Below are 17195 nucleotides of genomic sequence, written 5' to 3' on the forward strand. Positions count from 1 at the left end.
GGCGGCCTGAGCGTCGCCCCGGTGTTTCCTGATCACTGGACATCTGTTCGTCGCGGGCCAAAAGGCTCAAGGCGTCCGGGCTTGGTGTACACGCGCACCGAGTCACTATGAGGGTATCGTCATGTTAAATATTGAGGCGCTCGACCTGGCACGCATTCAATTCGCGTTCACGGTCTCGTTTCACATCATCTTCCCGGCCATCACCATCGGCCTGGCCAGTTTCCTGGCCGTGCTTGAAGGCATGTGGCTGAAAACCAACAACCCGGTCTACAAGGACCTGTACCACTTCTGGTCGAAAATATTCGCCGTCAACTTCGGCATGGGCGTGGTCTCGGGCCTGGTCATGGCTTACGAGTTCGGCACCAACTGGAGCCGTTTCTCGGACTTTGCCGGGAGCATTACCGGGCCCTTGCTCACCTATGAAGTACTGACTGCTTTCTTCCTGGAAGCAGGCTTTCTCGGGGTCATGCTGTTCGGCTGGAACCGGGTCGGACGCGGCTTGCACTTCTTCTCCACGGTGATGGTTGCCATCGGCACGTTGATCTCGACGTTCTGGATCCTGGCCTCCAACAGCTGGATGCAGACCCCGCAGGGCTTCTCCATCGTTGACGGCCGGGTGATGCCGCTGGACTGGCTGGCCATCGTCTTCAACCCGTCGTTCCCGTTCCGCCTGGCGCACATGGCCATTGCGGCGTTCGTCGCCACGGCGTTCTTTGTCGGGTCCTCTGCGGCCTGGCATCTGCTGCGCAAAAACGACACGCCGGCGGTGCGCAAAATGCTGTCGATGGCGATGTGGATGGCGCTGATCGTAGCGCCGATTCAGGCAGTGGTCGGTGACGCCCATGGCCTCAATACCCTGGAGCATCAACCGGCAAAAATTGCCGCGATGGAAGGGCACTGGGAAAACGTCGGTAACGAACCCTCGCCGCTGGTGCTGTTCGGCATCCCGGACATGGAGGCCGAGAAGACACACTTTGCGATCGAAGTCCCGTACCTGGGCAGCCTGATCCTGACCCACAGCCTGGATAAGCAGATCCCCGCGCTGAAAAGTTTTCCGAAGGAAGACCGCCCCAACGCGACGATCATTTTCTTCAGCTTTCGGATCATGGCCGGGCTGGGCATGTTGATGATCCTCACCGGGTTGCTGGGCTTGGCGTTGCGTCGTAATGGCGCGTTGTATCGCAATCGACTGTTCCTGCGACTGGTGTTGTTCATGGGCCCTACCGGCCTGATCGCGATGCTGGCGGGCTGGATCACCACCGAGGTTGGTCGCCAGCCCTGGGTGGTCTACGGGCTGATGCGCACCGCAGATGCGGTGTCCAATCACACCGTCGCGCAGCTCAGCATCTCCCTGGCGTTGTTTGTGGTGATCTACTTCTCGGTGTTTGCCGTAGGCATCGGCTACATGATGAAACTGGTCCGCAAAGGCCCGCAGCCTCATCACGACCATCCGCCCCAAGGCGGCCCTGGCCAGGAGCGTACGCCACGCCGTCCCCTGTCCGCCGTCACCGAGACGCTGGCGTCCGGCGACCACACCAACTGATCAAGGGGAATGAGCATGGGTATTCAAGGTATAGATCTGTCATTGATCTGGGGCGTGATCATCGCCTTCGGAGTGATGATGTACGTGATCATGGATGGCTTCGACCTGGGGTTGGGCATCCTGTTTCCGCTGATCCCGGAGGAGCAGGAACGCGACGTGATGATGAACACCGTCGCACCGGTCTGGGACGGCAACGAAACCTGGCTGATCCTCGGCGGTGCGGCGCTGTACGGCGCCTTTCCGCTGGCTTACTCGGTGATTCTGGAGGCGTTGTACCTGCCGCTGATTTTCATGCTGGCGGGGTTGATCTTTCGCGGTGTCGCCTTTGAATTCCGGTTCAAGGCCAGCCCGCAAAAGCGCCACATCTGGGACATGGCCTTTATCGGGGGATCATTCCTGGCAACGTTTAGCCAGGGCGTGGTGATCGGCACATACATCTCGGGTATTCCAGTGGTCGACCGCCAGTTCGCCGGCGGCACCCTCGACTGGCTGGCGCCATTCCCGTTGTTCTGCGGCGTGGGCTTGATCGTCGCCTATGCATTGCTGGGCAGCACCTGGTTGCTGGTCAAGACCGAAGGCATGCTCGAATCGCGGATGCGTCTGTTCACCCATTACCTGGCGTTCGCCCTGATGGCAGTGGTGGCCGTGCTCTGTGTCTGGACACCCTGGCTGCACCCGGAAATCGCCCTGCGCTGGTTCGCCCATGCCCATATCGTGGTCTTCGGCGTCCTGATGCTGCTGGGCGTACTGGCGCTGATCGGCTTACTGAAGACCTTGCGCCAGCACCACTCCCACTGGCCCTTTGTCTTCACCCTGGTGCTGGTATTCCTCGGCTACATCGGCCTGGCCTTCAGCATCTGGCCGAACATCGTCCCGCCGTCCATCAGCCTGTGGGAAGCCGCCTCACCCGCTTCCAGCCAGTTGTTTATCCTGATAGGCACCTTATTCATCCTGCCGATCATCCTGATGTACACCTGCTGGAGCTACTACGTATTCCGCGGCAAAGTGAGGATTGGTGATGGCTACCATTAACGTTGAAAAAACAATGCCGTTTTACAAACAGGTGGCGCAGCTAAGCCTGCTGTTTTGCACGGCACTGATCATGCTGGCCGCCGCCACGGCCCTGACAATGGAGTTTGCCCATGGAACGCTCTGAAGTGTCACAGACTCAACATCAGACAGGCCCTTGGTACAAACGAGTGTTTTGGCTGATCGCTATCTGGCTTGCCAGCGTAGCTACACTCGGCATTGTGGCCAGTGGCATTCGCGGACTGATGCACATGGCCGGTATGACCAGTCATTGACGGGGCAATTCACCCAATCAACGTCCGGCGCTTAACGCAGCGCCGGAACGAGGAGCGACATATGTCAGAACGTATTGATAAAAATCATCCCGTTAAATACGTGACGAAAAGTGGTGTCACCGTAATGATCGGATTCAGCTGGAGCCCACCGCTTGATATCCCTGTAGGGGCCAGGTTAACCATGCCAGACACCGTTGCCCGCCCGGCCTACGTCGAGGGCGATCATTGGGAGAGTTATGAACAAGCGGTAAAAGGCGCGCAAGAAGCAGCCGAGCGCTGGGTGAATTCTCCGCTTCGATGAGGGGGGATGGGGCTGGCGCGGTGGGTGGTTGAACTGCTGCGCCTGGCTTTATGATCGTTACTGGGTTTGAGGTACAAAAAAAGACGTCCGGGTGACGTCTTTTTTTGTTGGGACGGGGGCATTTGAACCAGGCTCACTTGTACCTGTAGTCATTGGATTCTTCCTATAGGAACGTTAGAAGGGATACGCAGTGGTTCCCGCTGGCAAGATCAACTACTCGGCACTGAGGACTTTTGCCGAATGTGCCTGTAAGCGTCATGGTCAGTCACCGTATGCTCCTGACGACGGCATGACCCGCTTCTAGCGTTGCGCAACAGATCCCTACCGACCCGATCGTCATTTTTATTGACCCTGCGAAAACCTGTCAGTATCGTCCTCCATCCCTCCTTTCCGGCTACCTCTGCCGTGAACCGCCCAGGCGTTAACTCGCGAAGCGGTCATACACGTTGCCGACACTTATACGGTCGCTATCTTCAAGCGCGCCTCATTTCCGATATCCAGTGTAAAGGATGATTCTATGATCATTCGTCAGGCGACTAATGCCGACCACCCGCAACTGCTCAACATTTGGCTGCGCTCTGTTCGCGCCACACATCACTTCCTGCAAGAATCCGATATTGAGGCATTGCTTCCTCAGCTCCGCGATATCTACCTACCCGCTGTTGAATTATGGGTTGCGGTAAATACCGAGGACAATCCGACAGGCTTTATCGGGCTCAATGAAAACCACGTAGAAATGCTCTTTATCGAGCCAGACCTGCGAGGGAAAGGTATTGGCCGCGCGCTGTTGAATCATGCCCGCAGCTCTCGCAATCCGATGAGTGTTGACGTGAATGAGCAGAACCGCGAAGCGGTAGGCTTCTATTTACATTACGGGTTTGTTCAAACAGGTCGTTCCCCGCTGGATGGCGAGGGCCGCCCCTTCCCGTTGCTACACTTGAGCCTGCCCGGCTAGGGCTTTAATCGTGAATCGCTCCTAAGCTTGCGCTTCGGAGCGATTCATAACCCATCAGGTCAGCATCCATTGATGCGGTAGCAATTGCCCGATCTCACTGGCCCGCTGCATCGGCAGCCGCGTTAGAACATCTTTCAGATACGCCTCCCTTCACCGTTACCGGCGCCGCCACGCTCATTCAGCCATGCGTTGAGGCAGACACAGGCTGCTGTGGTCGCCGTGCCGTCAGGCCAGCGCGGTAGCTGGTTCAGCCGTAGCGGCCGCACACTTGAGCCTGTCGGCGCATATTGCGAGTGCGAGCAGGGTTGGCAGTGGCGAGCACACAGGGTACGACTCGTTATGTTCAGGGGAGATACACGGCGGGAAGGTGTAGAGGGAGACAGGAACGGATAGCCAGAAACAAGAAAGCCCGCACGGGGCGGGCTTCTTGGGTGTTTCGCAGACTGTCTGAGACAGATATTTGGTGGGGCCGGGGGAAGCTGAAAAGCTTTCTCATCTTATTAATTTATATAAAGAATAATAATCTTAAATTGTTGCTGGAATACCAATTGGAATACCGCTCTACCGGGCGATACTCACCACGATCGGTGGTATGAGTTCACCAGAGCGGAGCTGACGTTAAGCAAGGATGTAAATCTTTAAATATCTTGTAAGAAACTTCCTCATTTTTGGTAGGCTTTTGCCATCAGTCTAGAGGAAATGGAATGCCCGCAGTCATCGTTGAAAACGACACATCGCAATGGCAAGACGAAACCGGTGCTGTCTATCATTTCCCCAAGCGGTACCAAGCCTGGCTTGCTGAAGGAACCGAAGTGATCTATTACAAAGGACGCATCAAGGACAAAACCTTTGCTTCTGTCCGCCTCAGCGCCGATCCGCATTATTTTGGTATGGCACGCATCGGCAAGGTCTACGCAGACCGGAGGAGTGATAAGGGTGACCTTTTTGCTTTGATCGAAAACTTCACTCCGTTTGAAGACGCTATCCCCTCGAAAATTAACGGAGTGTACCTAGAGACGATCCCCGCTACTCGAGTGAACAACTATTGGCGTGACGGGGTTCGGTCCATTTCCCAACTGGATTACGATGCAATCCTAAGTCATGCGAAGCTCCTGTCTTCCCAGGCTGACCAGGTCGCACCAAATTCCGAAGGCGATCCATTGACCTTTGAATCGGCCAATGAAGGCAGCAAATTAAGTTACTTTGGAACCCGCTACGAGCGCCGGAAAGATCTGAGGGTGAAGGCCATTGCTATCCACGGCCTTGACTGCAAGGCATGTGGCTTTGATTTCGAACAGGCGTATGGCGAGCACGCGAAGGGGTTCATTCACGTTCACCATATAGTGCCGATTTCTGACTTTGGTGGTGAGAAATCCGTGAATCCTGAGACTGACCTCGTTACGTTGTGCGCGAACTGTCACGCGGTTGTCCATCGCAAGCGGCATATGACTCTGAGCGTTGATGAGCTGAAAGGAATGTTGCGCGGGCGATGGGTAATCGAGCCTTAGTTTTCTGCTGTGTTCAACCTACGTTTTTTTGTGAGGCTGAACCCTGGATAGTGACATCCTACTGGCGGGCCCATCAGCCGTTACTGTGCCTGGCAAGTCGGCTCTCAAAGTATTGCGCGGTTTCCTGATCAGTACAGTATAGGTAGCAGCCTTTCATCCCACGAGTCATCAATGTTCGATACGTGTTTTTGATGATCAGGTCTGTATCTTGCTGCGCCAGAGCAGGTTGCTCCTTCATCAACTTCTTCCAGCCACGAATCGATTTATCGTTCTTATCTCGCTCATGCGGCGACGTTACCACCTGCCCATCACGCACGACTAGATCTGGTCCGATGATCACTCCAATATAATCAACTTCCAGCCCTTGGCAGGTGTGGATACAACCGACCTGTTCAATGGAATTCTCAGCGATGATCCACAAGCTGCCATCCTGATCCAGATTCCATTGGCGTGCGTAGTCATTGCCGATAACGATGTCAGTGGCCTTGGAGTCTTTCTTGCTGAGCCACGGCCAGCAATAGCCCGCGACCACACGAGCCTTGTTTCCATGGTTTTTCTCGTCAATGGCGTCATGCAGCGCCTGAGGTGAGTCGAATACCTTGAACTCGTACTCCGAGGTGTTGAGCGTCGGATTTGCTGTCGAGCGAATGCCAAGCACGTCATCCAGCCATGCCATGTAACCGTCAGAACCACTGCAGCGAAACTGTGAAGACAGCACATATTCCTCGACCACAGCACCCTTGGCTTTGGCAAAGGCGCGTATTGCCTGCTTGCTGCCTATGTCGCTCAGGGTCACACGCTGATCTTCATCGATGAAGAAAATTGAGCATTTCGCTGATTCAATCAGCTCCTTGATCTGGTTTTCGCCAAGGTTCCCATAAAGCCCGCTTTTCTCATTCAGTCGGTGGGCTTCGTCCACGATAAGCGCATCGAATGTGTTGGGCTCAGTGTCGATGAACGCCCCAGAGCCTGAAAAGAAATTCGAGAAATGGCTGCGTTTGATGGTGCCAACCAGTTTGCTTTCGTAGACCTTGCGTGGGGCGGCATTCTTCGAGACATATTTGCTTAACAGCCTCAATTCTGTGAGCCTCACCAGTAAATTGATAGCCAGAACAGTTTTCCCGGTGCCCGGCCCCCCCTCAATGATCAGCACCTTTGGTGCCTGGTCCGAGGCTTCGCTTGCTGCCGCAAGCGCTGATTCAAAAATTGCTTTTTGATCGTCAATCAATACGAACTCTGGCTTGCCTGTCATCAGCCCTTCGAGGGCTTCGGCTAGCGCTTTGGACGGACGGATTTTCCCATCGGACAGTTCGTAGAGAACCTCTTTGTTGTCGCCGTGAGCAATATGCTTTTTCAGGAAGCTTCTGAGTTTGGTGAGCTCATTCGGCCCTTTCAGGAACAGTGGTGCTTTGCTGATGTGGGGCTCGTAGTGAGCTGAGTCGATGATGCCGTCGCTGACGTAGTTATGAAGGTAGGCACACGGACGGATCTCGATGCTTTTGTCATACACCGCCTCGTTGAAGCCCTCCAGCAGAGCGGCGTATGACCATACTTGATAGGACGGGTGAATGGTCTCAACGAGGCCGCCACCCAATGCCGTTTTGACGATGGCATCCTTGGTAGTGGCGCTGGCCTTGCTCCATTGTTTCAATTCGATCAAGACGGCTTTTTTTGCCTGATTTTCGTCGCGACCGGTGAGCAGAAAATCGATTCGCTTCGACGACTGCGGAATGTGCAGCTCAATGGCCAGGCCCGCGTCGCTCGGCAGGCCTTCATCCCTAAGGACCTTGGCCATATACGTTAGAGATCCTTGCCACGACCTGACTTCCGACCTGCCAACGGTCTTGCCGGTGGCTTCCTTGAAATGCCTGAGGATCACCTCCTCAATGTCATCGTTATCGTTGTCTTTAAGAAATTGCTGTTTGGTCGCAGCGTAGACGATCACGGGCTGTCCTTAGATTCGAGTTGTTCAGAGTCGGTCGTACTTTTTGCTGCTGCTTTTGGCTTTATCCACGGGGTACTTCTGGCCGTTCGAGGCGAGTTTCCGTGTCACCGCCTCGTTGAGGTCGATGCCGAGCACGCTGCTCAGGCGAACCAGGTACATCAGTACGTCCGCCAGTTCGTCTTTTACGGCTAGGCTGATTTCGGGATCTTTAGCTACGGAGAGCGAATCGGCATCGCTCATCCATTGGAAAATTTCGCACAGCTCTCCTACCTCGCCAGTGAGCGCCAAGATGAGATTTTTTGGGGAGTGGAACTGATGCCAGTCGCGATCATCTGCGAAACGCTGAAGGGATGCGGCAAGCTTCACTACGTCAACCAGTGGCGCGGATGAGCTGTCTGAGTCACTCACGGGGCTATCTCTTGAGTATCGGGGAGGGGGCAAAAAAAATGTGTAGGAAATCTAGCGTAAGATTGTAAGAGTTTTCGCCGCTTGCGCAGCTTTTTTGTGTTTTTTCTCACACGCTCTCTGAAGGCCGCATTGCTTGCCAGTATTCGCTAGATACTTTGAGCGTTGCTAAGCAGGCCGCGACGACCCCCATGCCCACCGACTAGCGGCCTTTTTCCCTCTGTTCGTTAGTTTGCAGAATGGGCCGTTTCTGGGCTAGCAGGTGATGGCAAGCCGATGTTGATGCGCTTCTTGGTCATCGGTTCGCGGTAGTTGAAACTCCACAGCAACGAGCCGTTGCTGCGTACGCGGAGCTGCGAACCGTCACCGTCCGTGAGGACGTAATCCTTGGACGCGGGTTTGACTCCCTTGAGTTGACGATCGGAGAGGCGGAGGTTTTGAGCAGGCATGAGATTGTCCTCAAGCACTGATTCGGTATTCCAAAGATTAGCTCCGGGCGAGCTGGAATACCGCCTGGAATACCCGAACGGCTGGTACTCCAAAACTCTCAAAAGACCGCAAAAGCGCTGGAAGCCGCGTATTCACTGGATTTCAGGCACAAAAAAAGACGTCCGTGGACGTCTTTAGATGTAAATTTGGTGGAGCCGGGGGGATTTGAACCCCCGTCCGCCAGTACTCCGCTGTCGGTACTACATGCTTAGCCGTTTCTATTAAGTTAACCCTCAGCGACCCGAAGGGCAGGGTGCTTTGGGCGAGTTGTGTAAGTTTTAGCCGATTCGTCCACAACGTACTGCACGGCGATCCTGTTCTATATGACAATCACTTCAGGTTTACAGGCATCCCCTAGTGATTGCTGGACCCGAAGGTACCAGGAGGATGGCTAAGGCAGCTTACGCTGCGAGAGCTTGACCCTCGTAGGTTTCGTCATTGGCAACTATAAGTAGTTGCAACAGTGGATTTACGAGTTCTGTTACCAACTCGGCATGCACCTAGAGTTTCGCAACCGGCGTCGAATCCTAAACGGCCCCGATGCTTGCTGTGTATAACCAGCAAGCTAGACGAGTCTACGCCAATCCGACGCAGAAGGCCAACCTCAACAAAGGCTTACTGACCGCCTTTGGTGTTGTTCTGGAGTTTCTGGAGGGCTTGGGAGGTCAGTGAGGTGCAATTTTTCTCACCTTCCTCAGTGCCTTTGGCTTTTTCGGTCTGGGCTTCTGCTACCAGTTCATTGATGTCGCTTTTCAAGTCTTCGCTCATGACTTCAGTGCTGACCACCGTGTCCTTGATTTTTTGCAGGTTGATGTCGCACAGGCTTTCACTCGCAAACACGGGAGACGTCAGCATTGCAGCAGCGATAAACAAGCCAGCAAGAGCGGTACGCTTCATGGAAAAACTCCTTGTGCAGAGATAAGGCCCTGTGTCGTCAGGTGCCGTGATATGCCCCAATGCAAGGGCGTTAAGCCTATTGAATATAGCTGCGCTCAAGGGCTTTGCTTTTATTTTGCTATCACTCTGCAGAGGTGGGCCTGTCTCGCGATGCAGGGACCACGTTATCCGCGGATGCGGCGGTGATGCTATCGCGAGGCAAGGCTGTTGCAGCGGCGGTTTAACGGGCGTGGGTCACCCGGTCTACGAGGTACACCAGGCTGTGGTAATCGATTCCGCCGTGCTGGCTCAAACCGATCTCACAGGTGCGGCTGGTGGAAATCCCTTCGCTGCAATGTTGCACGGCCTCTTTCAAGGTGCGCAGCGAGTGGGCATTCAACTCCGGCGTGGTGAAGCCTTTGTCGCCGGCAAAGCCACAGCAATGGATGCCTTCGGGGATTACGACGTCGTGGCTGCACAGCCGCGCAATGTCGATCAGCGCCTGGCTTTCACCCAGGTGCTGGGTGCTGCAGGTGACGTGAACGGCAATGGGGGCCTGTTGTGGCGTGAAGTTGAGTTTGTCCACCAGATGGGTGCGGATGAAGCGTACCGGGTCATACAGGTCGAGGCGGGTTTCGCCGATGTCCTGCACCAGGCGCAAGGTGCACGGGCTGGTGTCGCAGTAGATCGGATCAAGCCCGCCACGGCTGGCCTGCAGCAGCGCGTCAATCAGCTCCTGACGTTTGTGCTCGGCTTGTTCGGTGTAGCCTTTGGACGCAAAAGGCTGACCACAGCAGAGGTTGTCGAGATTGTCGGGGAATATCACCTGATAGCCGGCTTTTTCCAGCAGGCCGCGGGTTTTTGCCTGCAGCGACATTTGTTCGCCGTCCCCGGCAGCGGGGCCCATGACCCGCGACACGCAGGCCGCCAGGTACACCACCCGCGGCCGTACATCCAGCACTTGCGGGCTGAAGCGAATCGCGCGTTCCGGCTGGGGCATGGCGTTGGTCCACAGCGGTACCCGGCCTTTACTGGCGCGGGTCAGTGCGGCGGACAGTTTCGTCAGCCGTGGAGCCCCGAGCAGCATGCGCGCGCCATTGGCCACGTGCAGGGTGAAGCGGGCCCCTTGCAGCGAGGTTGCAAAATGGCTGGCCAGCCACTCGGCGGTTTTCACGTTATCGGCACTGCGCGCACGGAGCTTTTTCACCAGCTCGCCGGTGTTGATGCCTACAGGACAACGCTGGGCGCATAACCCGGTCGCTGCGCAGGTATCGATGCCCTGGTAGGCGTAGGCTGCTTCCAGCTCACGGGTGTCGATGCCTGCACGTTTTTTCGCCTGGATATCGCGCCAGATCACAATCCGCTGGCGCGGGCTGAGGGTCAGGCCTTTGGAAGGGCACACCGGTTCGCAAAACCCGCATTCGATGCACTTATCCACAATCTCGTCGGCGGCGGGCATGGGTTTGAGGTGCTTGAGGTGGATGTGCGGGTCTTCGCTGAGCACCGCGTCGGGGTTGAGAATGCCCTGCGGGTCGAGCAAGCGCTTGAGCTGCCACATCAACTGGTAGGCATCGCTGCCCCATTCCAGCTCGACAAACGGCGCCATATTGCGACCGGTGCCGTGTTCGGCCTTGAGTGAACCGCCGAATTCCACGGCCACCAATTGCGCCACGTCGTCCATGAACGCTTCGTAGCGCGCCACTTCTTCAGGGTTGTTGAAGCCCTGAGTGAAGACAAAGTGCAGGTTACCCTCCAGCGCATGGCCGAACAGGATGGCTTCGTCATAGTGGTGTTTGTCGAACAGCGCGATCAGGCGGTTGACGCCGATGGCCAGTTGTTCAACCGGGAAGGTCACGTCTTCGATGATCACCGTGGTCCCGGTTTTGCGCACCGCGCCGACGGCCGGGAAGGTGTCTTTGCGGATCGCCCAGAGCTTGGCGTTTTCGGCCGGGTCTTCGGTGAAATCCACTTGTTTCTCGACCGGGAAGGCCGCGAGCGAAGCCATGATTTGCCCCAGTTGCTCGTGCAACAAGGTGCGCGAGGCGGCGCGGGATTCGATCAGCAGGGCGCAGGCATTGGCCGACAGTTGCTGTACGAACGCCGGCATTCCGGGTTTGTCCTGGACGGAGCGCAGGCTGCGCCGGTCCAGCAGTTCAACGGCGGACACCGGCTGGCTTTTGAGCACGGTGACGGCGGTGCAGCAGGTTTCCACGTCCGGGAACACGATCAGCGCCGACGCTTTGTTCGGGTGATCGATGACCGTGTCGTAAGTGACCGAGCTGATAAAGCCCAGTGTGCCTTCGCTGCCCACCAGCAAGTGGCTGAGAATATCCAGCGGGTCGTCGAAATCCACCAGGGCGTTGAGTGACAGGCCTGTGGTGTTTTTCAGACGGTACTTGTGGCGAATTTTTGCGGCTAATTCAGAATTGGCGCGGGTTTGGCGGGCCAATGTTGCCAGCTGTTCGAGCAATGGCCCGTGGCTTTGACGAAAGGCCGCGATGTTGGCCGCGTCTTCGGTGTCGACCCGGGTGCCATCGGCCAGCACCACACGCAAGCCTGCCAGGGTGTGATAGGTGTTTTGCGCGGTGCCACAGCACATGCCGCTGGCGTTATTGGCGACGATTCCGCCAATTTTGCAGGCGTTGATCGAGGCCGGGTCGGGGCCGATCTTGCGCCCGAACGGGGCCAGCCAGGCATTGGCCTGTGCGCCAATAACGCCGGGCTGCAAGCGTATCTGGGTACCCTGGCCGCGGATTTCTTTCGCGTTCCAGTTATCCCCCAGCACAATCAGGACCGAGTCGCTGATGGCCTGGCCGGACAAACTGGTGCCCGCAGCGCGGAAGGTCACCGGCACCTGGTCACGACGGGCCAGTCGCAACAGCTCGACCACTTCGTCTTCGGACTCGACGCGGATCACCAGCTTGGGGATCAGCCGGTAAAAACTCGCGTCGGTGCCGAATGCCAGCGTCGAAAGGGCATCGGTAAAACGCCGGTCCTGCGGGATCAGCCGTTCAGCATCACGGATAAAGGCGGCAGGCAGGCTCATGCGTCCTCCAGGATCAGCACCACCAAGTCTTTCGGACCGTGGGCACCGTAGGCCAGCACTTGCTCGATGTCGGCGGTTTTCGACGGGCCGGATACCAGTAAAGCGTTGGTGGGCATGCCTGCGGCCCAGTTCATTTCGCGTTGTACTTGATAGAAGTTGTCGCGGATTTCACTGGCCTTGAGCAGGGCGAAATGCACGGGCGGCACCAGGCTCATCAGCCGTGGTTCTTCAGGCGTCGGCCACATGATCAGGCTGCCGGTGGCAGCAATCGCACCCAGGGTGTTCGTGAGGCTGGCAGGCGTGTCGTTGAACAACTCGTCCTTCCACTCTTCTACGCGTCGGTCGTAGGCCTTGAGTGCAGGCAGTGCAGGGTTTTGTGCCCAGTGCGCGGTCACTTTTTGCCCGTGAGGGGTCGTCGGGGCGATCAGCAGGCTTGGCAACTGTCGGTCTGTCACCAGTTGCGCGAGCAAGGCGGGCCAGCCCTGCTCGGTGCTGAGATGAATTTCGGTATGCACGGCTTCCATCAACTTGCGCAGTTGCGGGATGCGCTGCTCCGGTGTGTAAGTCCAGGGCTCGGTCACCAGCGCTACGTCGAAATCGTCAGGGACCGGTGTGGTGCCGGTCAGGCTGTTGCGCAGTTTGTTGAGGATGTTCTGCTTGGCGCTCATCACTGGTCTCCCGACTTTTTAGCCATGTGTTCGCGGGCCATATCGTGTAGCGAACGGGCTGCGGGTTTAGGGGCGCTGTGGTTTTGCGTCCACGGCCCGACATTGTTCGGGGTCAGTCCGCGCAGACGAGTGGCGGCCTTGAGAAAGACGCGGTACAGCGTGGGTGAGCTGTTGAGCCTGGCCCACATGTTCCAGATCAAGCGCTCTTTACGTGAATACTTGCTGCCTTGGCCACGCATGATGCGAGGCGAGCTGTCCGGCGCCTTGACGTTCTCTTCGCGCAGACGGCGCAGCAGGGCGGGAATCGGAATTTTTACCGGGCACACTTCGCCACATGCACCGCACAGCGACGAGGCGCTCGGGTGATCCGGAACTTTCGCCAGGCCCACCATGTGCGGCGTGATGATCGCGCCGATCGGACCGGGGTACACCTCGCCGTAGGCATGGCCGCCGATGCGGGTGTAAACCGGGCAATGGTTCATGCAGGCACCGCAGCGAATGCAGTTCAGGGTCTGGCGCAGTTCACTGTCGGCAAAGGCCTGGCTGCGACCGTTGTCGAGCAGTACCAGGTGCACTTCTTCCGGGCCATCCAGCTCGCCGGGCTTGCGCGGGCCGGAGATCATATTGACGTAGGTGGTGATCGGTTGGCCAAGGGCCGAACGGGTCAGCAACGATACCAGCGGTACCACATCGCGCAGGTTTTCGACGACCTTCTCGATGCCGGTCACGGCAATGTGGACCGGGGGCACGGTGGTCGACATGCGACCATTGCCTTCGTTTTCGACCAGCAGCAGGGTGCCGGTTTCAGCGACGGCGAAGTTGACTCCGGACACGCCGATGTCAGCTTCAAAGAACTTCTGACGCAGGACACGACGCCCGATCTGGATCAGTTGGTCGACGTCCTTGGTGTATTCCACGCCGAGCTTTTCGTGAAACAAGTCGGCCACTTGCCCGGCGTTTTTGTGGATCGCGGGCATGATGATGTGGGACGGCTTTTCGTTGTCGAGTTGAACGATGTACTCGCCCATGTCGGACTCAAGGCATTCAATGCCCTGGGCGCCGAGCACGTGGTTCATCTCCATCTCTTCGCTGACCATGGACTTGCCCTTGATGACTTGCCTGGCTGAACGCCGGCGGGCAATCGACATGACGATCTCGTTGGCTTCATCGACGGTTTCAGCCCAGTGCACCTGCACGCCGTTGCGGGTCAGGTTGGCTTCCAGCCGTTCAAGCAGTTCGGGCAGCTTGGACAGGGCTCGGGCCCGCACTGCGTTGCCCAGTGCCCGCAGATGTTCGCGCTCATGGGCATCACTGAAGGACGCGGCGCGTTTGGTCATCAGCGAATCCATAGCACTGCGAAAGTTGTTTCGCAGTTGTTTGTCGCCTAACGCTTCGTGGGCGCGCTCGCGGAAGTCTTCTTCCACGGCAACGGTGGGAATCAGTGTGCTGCTGCTCATTGCTCACCTCCGGTACGGTTCCACAGAAAGCTGGCCAGGTGCTGGCCGCGCAGGGCTTGTTTCTGTTTTTCCAGCGAGCCATTGATGTTCATCAGGCAGCCGCAGTCGGCGCTGAGCACCTGGTGCGCGCCGGTTTCAATCAGCGAGCGGGTTTTGTCAGCGACCATCGCCCCGGAAATATCCGGCATGCGTACGCTGAATGTCCCGCCAAAGCCGCAGCACTCACTTTCGTGGCTGTGGTCGATGCGCTCGACATTGCTCAATTGCGCCAACAGTTCGCGACCGTGCAGGTGGGTGTTCATTTCACGACGGGCCGAGCATGAAGTGTGCAGCGCGACTTTGACCGGTGCGCCGCTGTCCTTGAATTGCACCTTGCACACAAACAGCAGGAACTCGGTCAGTTCAAAGGTGCGCTCGGCCAGCGCGTGGACTTTTTTCAGTGTGTCGGGCTCGTCTTTGAACAGGTCTTCATAGTGTTCGCGCAGCATGCCGGCGCAAGAGCCGGACGGCACGACCACAGGGTAATCTTCGGCGAACAGCGCCAGTTGGGAGCGAGCGACTTCGCGTGCCTGATCGGTATAACCCGACGTGTAGGCCGGTTGGCCGCAGCAGCTTTGACCTTGCGGGTAGTCGACTTCGATACCTTCGCGCTCGATCAGGTGAATCGCATCCATCCCTGCTTCGGGGTAGAACAGGTCGACCACGCAGGTGCCAAACAGGTAGACCTTGCGTGGCTTTTGCTCGGGATAGCGGCGCGGTGTGGGCAGGGGCGGGGCGACGCGGGTCGCGTTAGGCACGGCGTTGTAGAAAAGCTCGCTCATCAGGCGTCTCCGGGTGGTCCCGGTTATGTGTCTGCCCCAGCGATGGCTTATCGCTTTCGCCGCAGGGGCAGACCGGGTATTGAATGGCTGGCGCCGACGTTGAGTCCGGCGCCCTTAACGTGCTGTAACCATAGCGCTATTTATTAATGCACCAGCATGCCGGTGAACCAATACGCCTGAGCCAGGGTGATCAGGCCGACGATCGTGGCGAAGAACAGACTGTGCTTCAGGGTAAAGCGGAACAGGTCGGACTCTTTGCCCACCAGGCCGGTGGCGGCACAGGCAACGGCAATGGACTGCGGGGAAATCATTTTGCCAGTCACGCCGCCGCTGGTGTTCGCGGCCACCATCAAGGTGTCGCTGACACCGATCTGGTGTGCAGTGGTGGCCTGCAGCGAGCTGAACAGTGCGTTGGACGAGGTGTCGGAACCCGTCAGGAATACGCCCAGCCAGCCGAGGAACGGCGAGAAGAACGGGAATGCCGCCCCTGTGCCTGCCAGAACCAGCGCCATGGTCGAGGACATGCCCGAGTAGTTGGTTACGAAGGCAAAGGCCAGCACCATACCGATGGACAGGATCGGCCAGCGCAGTTCAAAAAAGGTCTCTTTCAAAGTGGTCAGACCAGTCTTGATGTTGATTTTAAGAACCAGCATCGAGATGAGCGCAGAGAAGAAGATCGCTGTGCCCGTGGCTGAAATCGGGTCAAGTTTGAACACGGCCGCAATGGCGGTCGGGCTATTCACGATCGGCGCGACCTTGACCACCAGTTGATCGAGGTGCGGGATCGCAAAGTTGAACACCCAGCCGTACATCGAACCGCCCGGCGAGAACATGGCTTTGAACGGTTTCAGGGTCCAGATGGTAACCAGCACGGTCAGGATCAAGAACGGCGACCAGGCCTTGAGGATTTGCAGCAAGGAGTAAGGCGAAGCCATCAGGTTACTTGGCTTGCCGAAACCACCGACGCTGGCGGTAACGGCTACGTCAGAGCTGACACCCGCAATCTGCGCGCCTGCAGTGCGTTTAGGCTGCCAGACTTTCAGGAACAGCGTCAGGCTGATCAGGGAGGCAAGGGCCGAAGTAATATCCGGCAGCTCCGGGCCAATGTAGTTCGAGGTGAAGTACTGGGTCACGGCGAAACTCAGGCCCGCCACCAGGGCGGCTGGCCAGGTTTCGCGTACGCCACGCAGGCCGTCCATCATGAACACCAGCCAGAACGGTACGAACAGTGACAGCAGCGGCAATTGACGGCCGGCCATGGCGCCGATCTTGAACGCGTCGATCCCCGTGACCTGGCCGGCGACGATGATCGGAATGCCCAGCGCGCCAAAGGCCACGGGGGCGGTGTTGGCAATCAGGCACAACCCGGCGGCGTACAGCGGGTTGAAACCCAGGCCTACCAGCAGGGCAGCGGTAATGGCGACCGGTGCACCGAAACCGGCAGCGCCTTCAAGGAACGCGCCGAAGCAGAAGCCGATCAGCAGCACTTGCAGGCGTTGGTCGTCAGTGATCGACAGTACGGAGCTGCGGATGATTTCGAACTGGCCGCTCTTGACGGTCAGTTTGTAGAGGAACACCGCGGCAACGATGATCCATGCAATCGGCCAAAGGCCGTAGGCAAATCCATAGCCCGCTGCTGCGAAGGCCATGTCGACAGGCATCTGGAAGGCGAAAATGGCCACCAGAATCGACAGGGCAAGCGTAATGCTGCCAGCGACGTGTCCTTTGAGACGGAACACGGCCAAGGCCATAAAGAAAAACACAATCGGGATAACGGCGGCGAGTGCGGACAGACCGAGACTGCCGAGCGGACTATAGAGCTGTTGCCAGGTTTGCATATGGGGTGGCCCCTAATTGTTATTGGTCGTTGCAGCGTA

The 17195-nt window shown here is 57.4% G+C and carries 16 protein-coding genes, 1 other RNA gene and 1 pseudogene; 7 read left to right on the plus strand and 11 right to left on the minus strand.

Features of this window, described 5'->3' with window-relative positions; all coding sequences use genetic code 11:
* Positions 1–121 precede the first annotated feature (121 nt).
* The 6 genes from AWM69_RS18390 to AWM69_RS18415 all read left to right on the plus strand — a co-directional run bounded on the left by AWM69_RS18390 (position 122) and on the right by AWM69_RS18415 (position 4103).
* Positions 122–1543: a cytochrome ubiquinol oxidase subunit I gene (locus AWM69_RS18390; protein ID WP_131654946.1), complete on the plus strand. Its 1422-nt coding sequence runs from the start codon at positions 122–124 to the stop codon at positions 1541–1543.
* Between the two features lie 15 nt (positions 1544–1558).
* Positions 1559–2575 carry a cytochrome d ubiquinol oxidase subunit II gene (gene cydB / locus AWM69_RS18395; protein WP_218727876.1) on the plus strand — a complete coding sequence of 339 codons (1017 nt, stop codon included), beginning with the start codon at positions 1559–1561 and terminating at the stop codon, positions 2573–2575.
* A complete protein-coding gene (locus AWM69_RS18400; RefSeq protein ID WP_218727878.1) occupies positions 2562–2699 on the plus strand; it encodes a hypothetical protein in 138 nt (45 codons plus the stop codon). Before cydB ends, AWM69_RS18400 begins: the two co-directional genes overlap by 14 nt.
* Positions 2686–2847 (plus strand): DUF2474 domain-containing protein, encoded by a 162-nt coding sequence (locus AWM69_RS18405; protein ID WP_218727879.1) that lies wholly within the window; start codon positions 2686–2688, stop codon positions 2845–2847. Before AWM69_RS18400 ends, AWM69_RS18405 begins: the two co-directional genes overlap by 14 nt.
* 61 nt (positions 2848–2908) lie before the next feature.
* Entirely contained in the window at positions 2909–3148 is a 240-nt protein-coding gene (locus AWM69_RS18410; RefSeq protein ID WP_048383578.1) for a hypothetical protein, read from the plus strand.
* 517 nt (positions 3149–3665) lie between these two features.
* Positions 3666–4103, plus strand: coding sequence for an acetyltransferase (locus tag AWM69_RS18415; RefSeq protein ID WP_218727881.1), 438 nt, complete (start codon positions 3666–3668; stop codon positions 4101–4103).
* A gap of 54 nt (positions 4104–4157) precedes the next feature.
* Here the strand turns inward: AWM69_RS18415 and AWM69_RS18420 are convergent.
* Positions 4158–4247 (minus strand): annotated as a pseudogene (locus tag AWM69_RS18420) (transposase domain-containing protein); the annotation flags it as partial.
* Between the two features lie 560 nt (positions 4248–4807).
* Here AWM69_RS18420 and AWM69_RS18425 point away from each other — a divergent pair.
* Positions 4808–5611 carry an HNH endonuclease gene (locus tag AWM69_RS18425; protein WP_218727882.1) on the plus strand — a complete coding sequence of 268 codons (804 nt, stop codon included), beginning with the start codon at positions 4808–4810 and terminating at the stop codon, positions 5609–5611.
* A gap of 73 nt (positions 5612–5684) precedes the next feature.
* Here the strand turns inward: AWM69_RS18425 and AWM69_RS18430 are convergent, their stop codons facing one another.
* From AWM69_RS18430 to AWM69_RS18475, 10 genes are all read right to left on the minus strand, one after another.
* Complete coding sequence (locus tag AWM69_RS18430) at positions 5685–7556, minus strand: DUF2075 domain-containing protein (protein WP_218727884.1); 1872 nt, start codon at positions 7554–7556, stop codon at positions 5685–5687.
* Between the two features lie 24 nt (positions 7557–7580).
* The gene (locus AWM69_RS18435) at positions 7581–7964 is read right to left on the minus strand and encodes a nucleotide pyrophosphohydrolase (RefSeq protein ID WP_218727885.1); all 384 of its coding nucleotides are present in this window, start codon (positions 7962–7964) and stop codon (positions 7581–7583) included.
* Positions 7965–8188: 224 nt separating this feature from the next.
* On the minus strand, positions 8189–8410 hold the full coding sequence (locus AWM69_RS18440) for an integrase arm-type DNA-binding domain-containing protein (RefSeq protein ID WP_373274338.1): 222 nt from the start codon (positions 8408–8410) through the stop codon (positions 8189–8191).
* Positions 8411–8597: 187 nt separating this feature from the next.
* Positions 8598–8989, minus strand: a transfer-messenger RNA (tmRNA) gene (gene ssrA, locus AWM69_RS18445).
* Between the two features lie 76 nt (positions 8990–9065).
* The gene (locus AWM69_RS18450) at positions 9066–9347 is read right to left on the minus strand and encodes a hypothetical protein (protein WP_218727887.1); all 282 of its coding nucleotides are present in this window, start codon (positions 9345–9347) and stop codon (positions 9066–9068) included.
* 220 nt (positions 9348–9567) lie between these two features.
* Positions 9568–12372 carry an FAD-binding and (Fe-S)-binding domain-containing protein gene (locus AWM69_RS18455; RefSeq protein WP_218727888.1) on the minus strand — a complete coding sequence of 935 codons (2805 nt, stop codon included), beginning with the start codon at positions 12370–12372 and terminating at the stop codon, positions 9568–9570.
* Positions 12369–13040, minus strand: a complete 672-nt coding sequence (locus AWM69_RS18460; RefSeq protein WP_218727890.1) for a lactate utilization protein — start codon at positions 13038–13040, stop codon at positions 12369–12371. The genes AWM69_RS18455 and AWM69_RS18460 overlap by 4 nt, the downstream gene beginning before the upstream one ends.
* Positions 13040–14497 (minus strand): LutB/LldF family L-lactate oxidation iron-sulfur protein, encoded by a 1458-nt coding sequence (locus tag AWM69_RS18465; RefSeq protein ID WP_218727892.1) that lies wholly within the window; start codon positions 14495–14497, stop codon positions 13040–13042. Before AWM69_RS18465 ends, AWM69_RS18460 begins: the two co-directional genes overlap by 1 nt.
* Positions 14494–15318, minus strand: a complete 825-nt coding sequence (locus tag AWM69_RS18470; protein WP_218727893.1) for a (Fe-S)-binding protein — start codon at positions 15316–15318, stop codon at positions 14494–14496. The genes AWM69_RS18465 and AWM69_RS18470 overlap by 4 nt, the downstream gene beginning before the upstream one ends.
* 143 nt (positions 15319–15461) lie before the next feature.
* The gene (locus AWM69_RS18475; RefSeq protein ID WP_218727895.1) at positions 15462–17156 is read right to left on the minus strand and encodes a lactate permease LctP family transporter; all 1695 of its coding nucleotides are present in this window, start codon (positions 17154–17156) and stop codon (positions 15462–15464) included.
* Positions 17157–17195 lie beyond the last annotated feature (39 nt).

It is taken from the genome of Pseudomonas sp. D1HM (genome assembly GCF_019266105.1).
GTDB classification, from domain to species: Bacteria; Pseudomonadota; Gammaproteobacteria; order Pseudomonadales; family Pseudomonadaceae; genus Aquipseudomonas; species Aquipseudomonas taetrolens.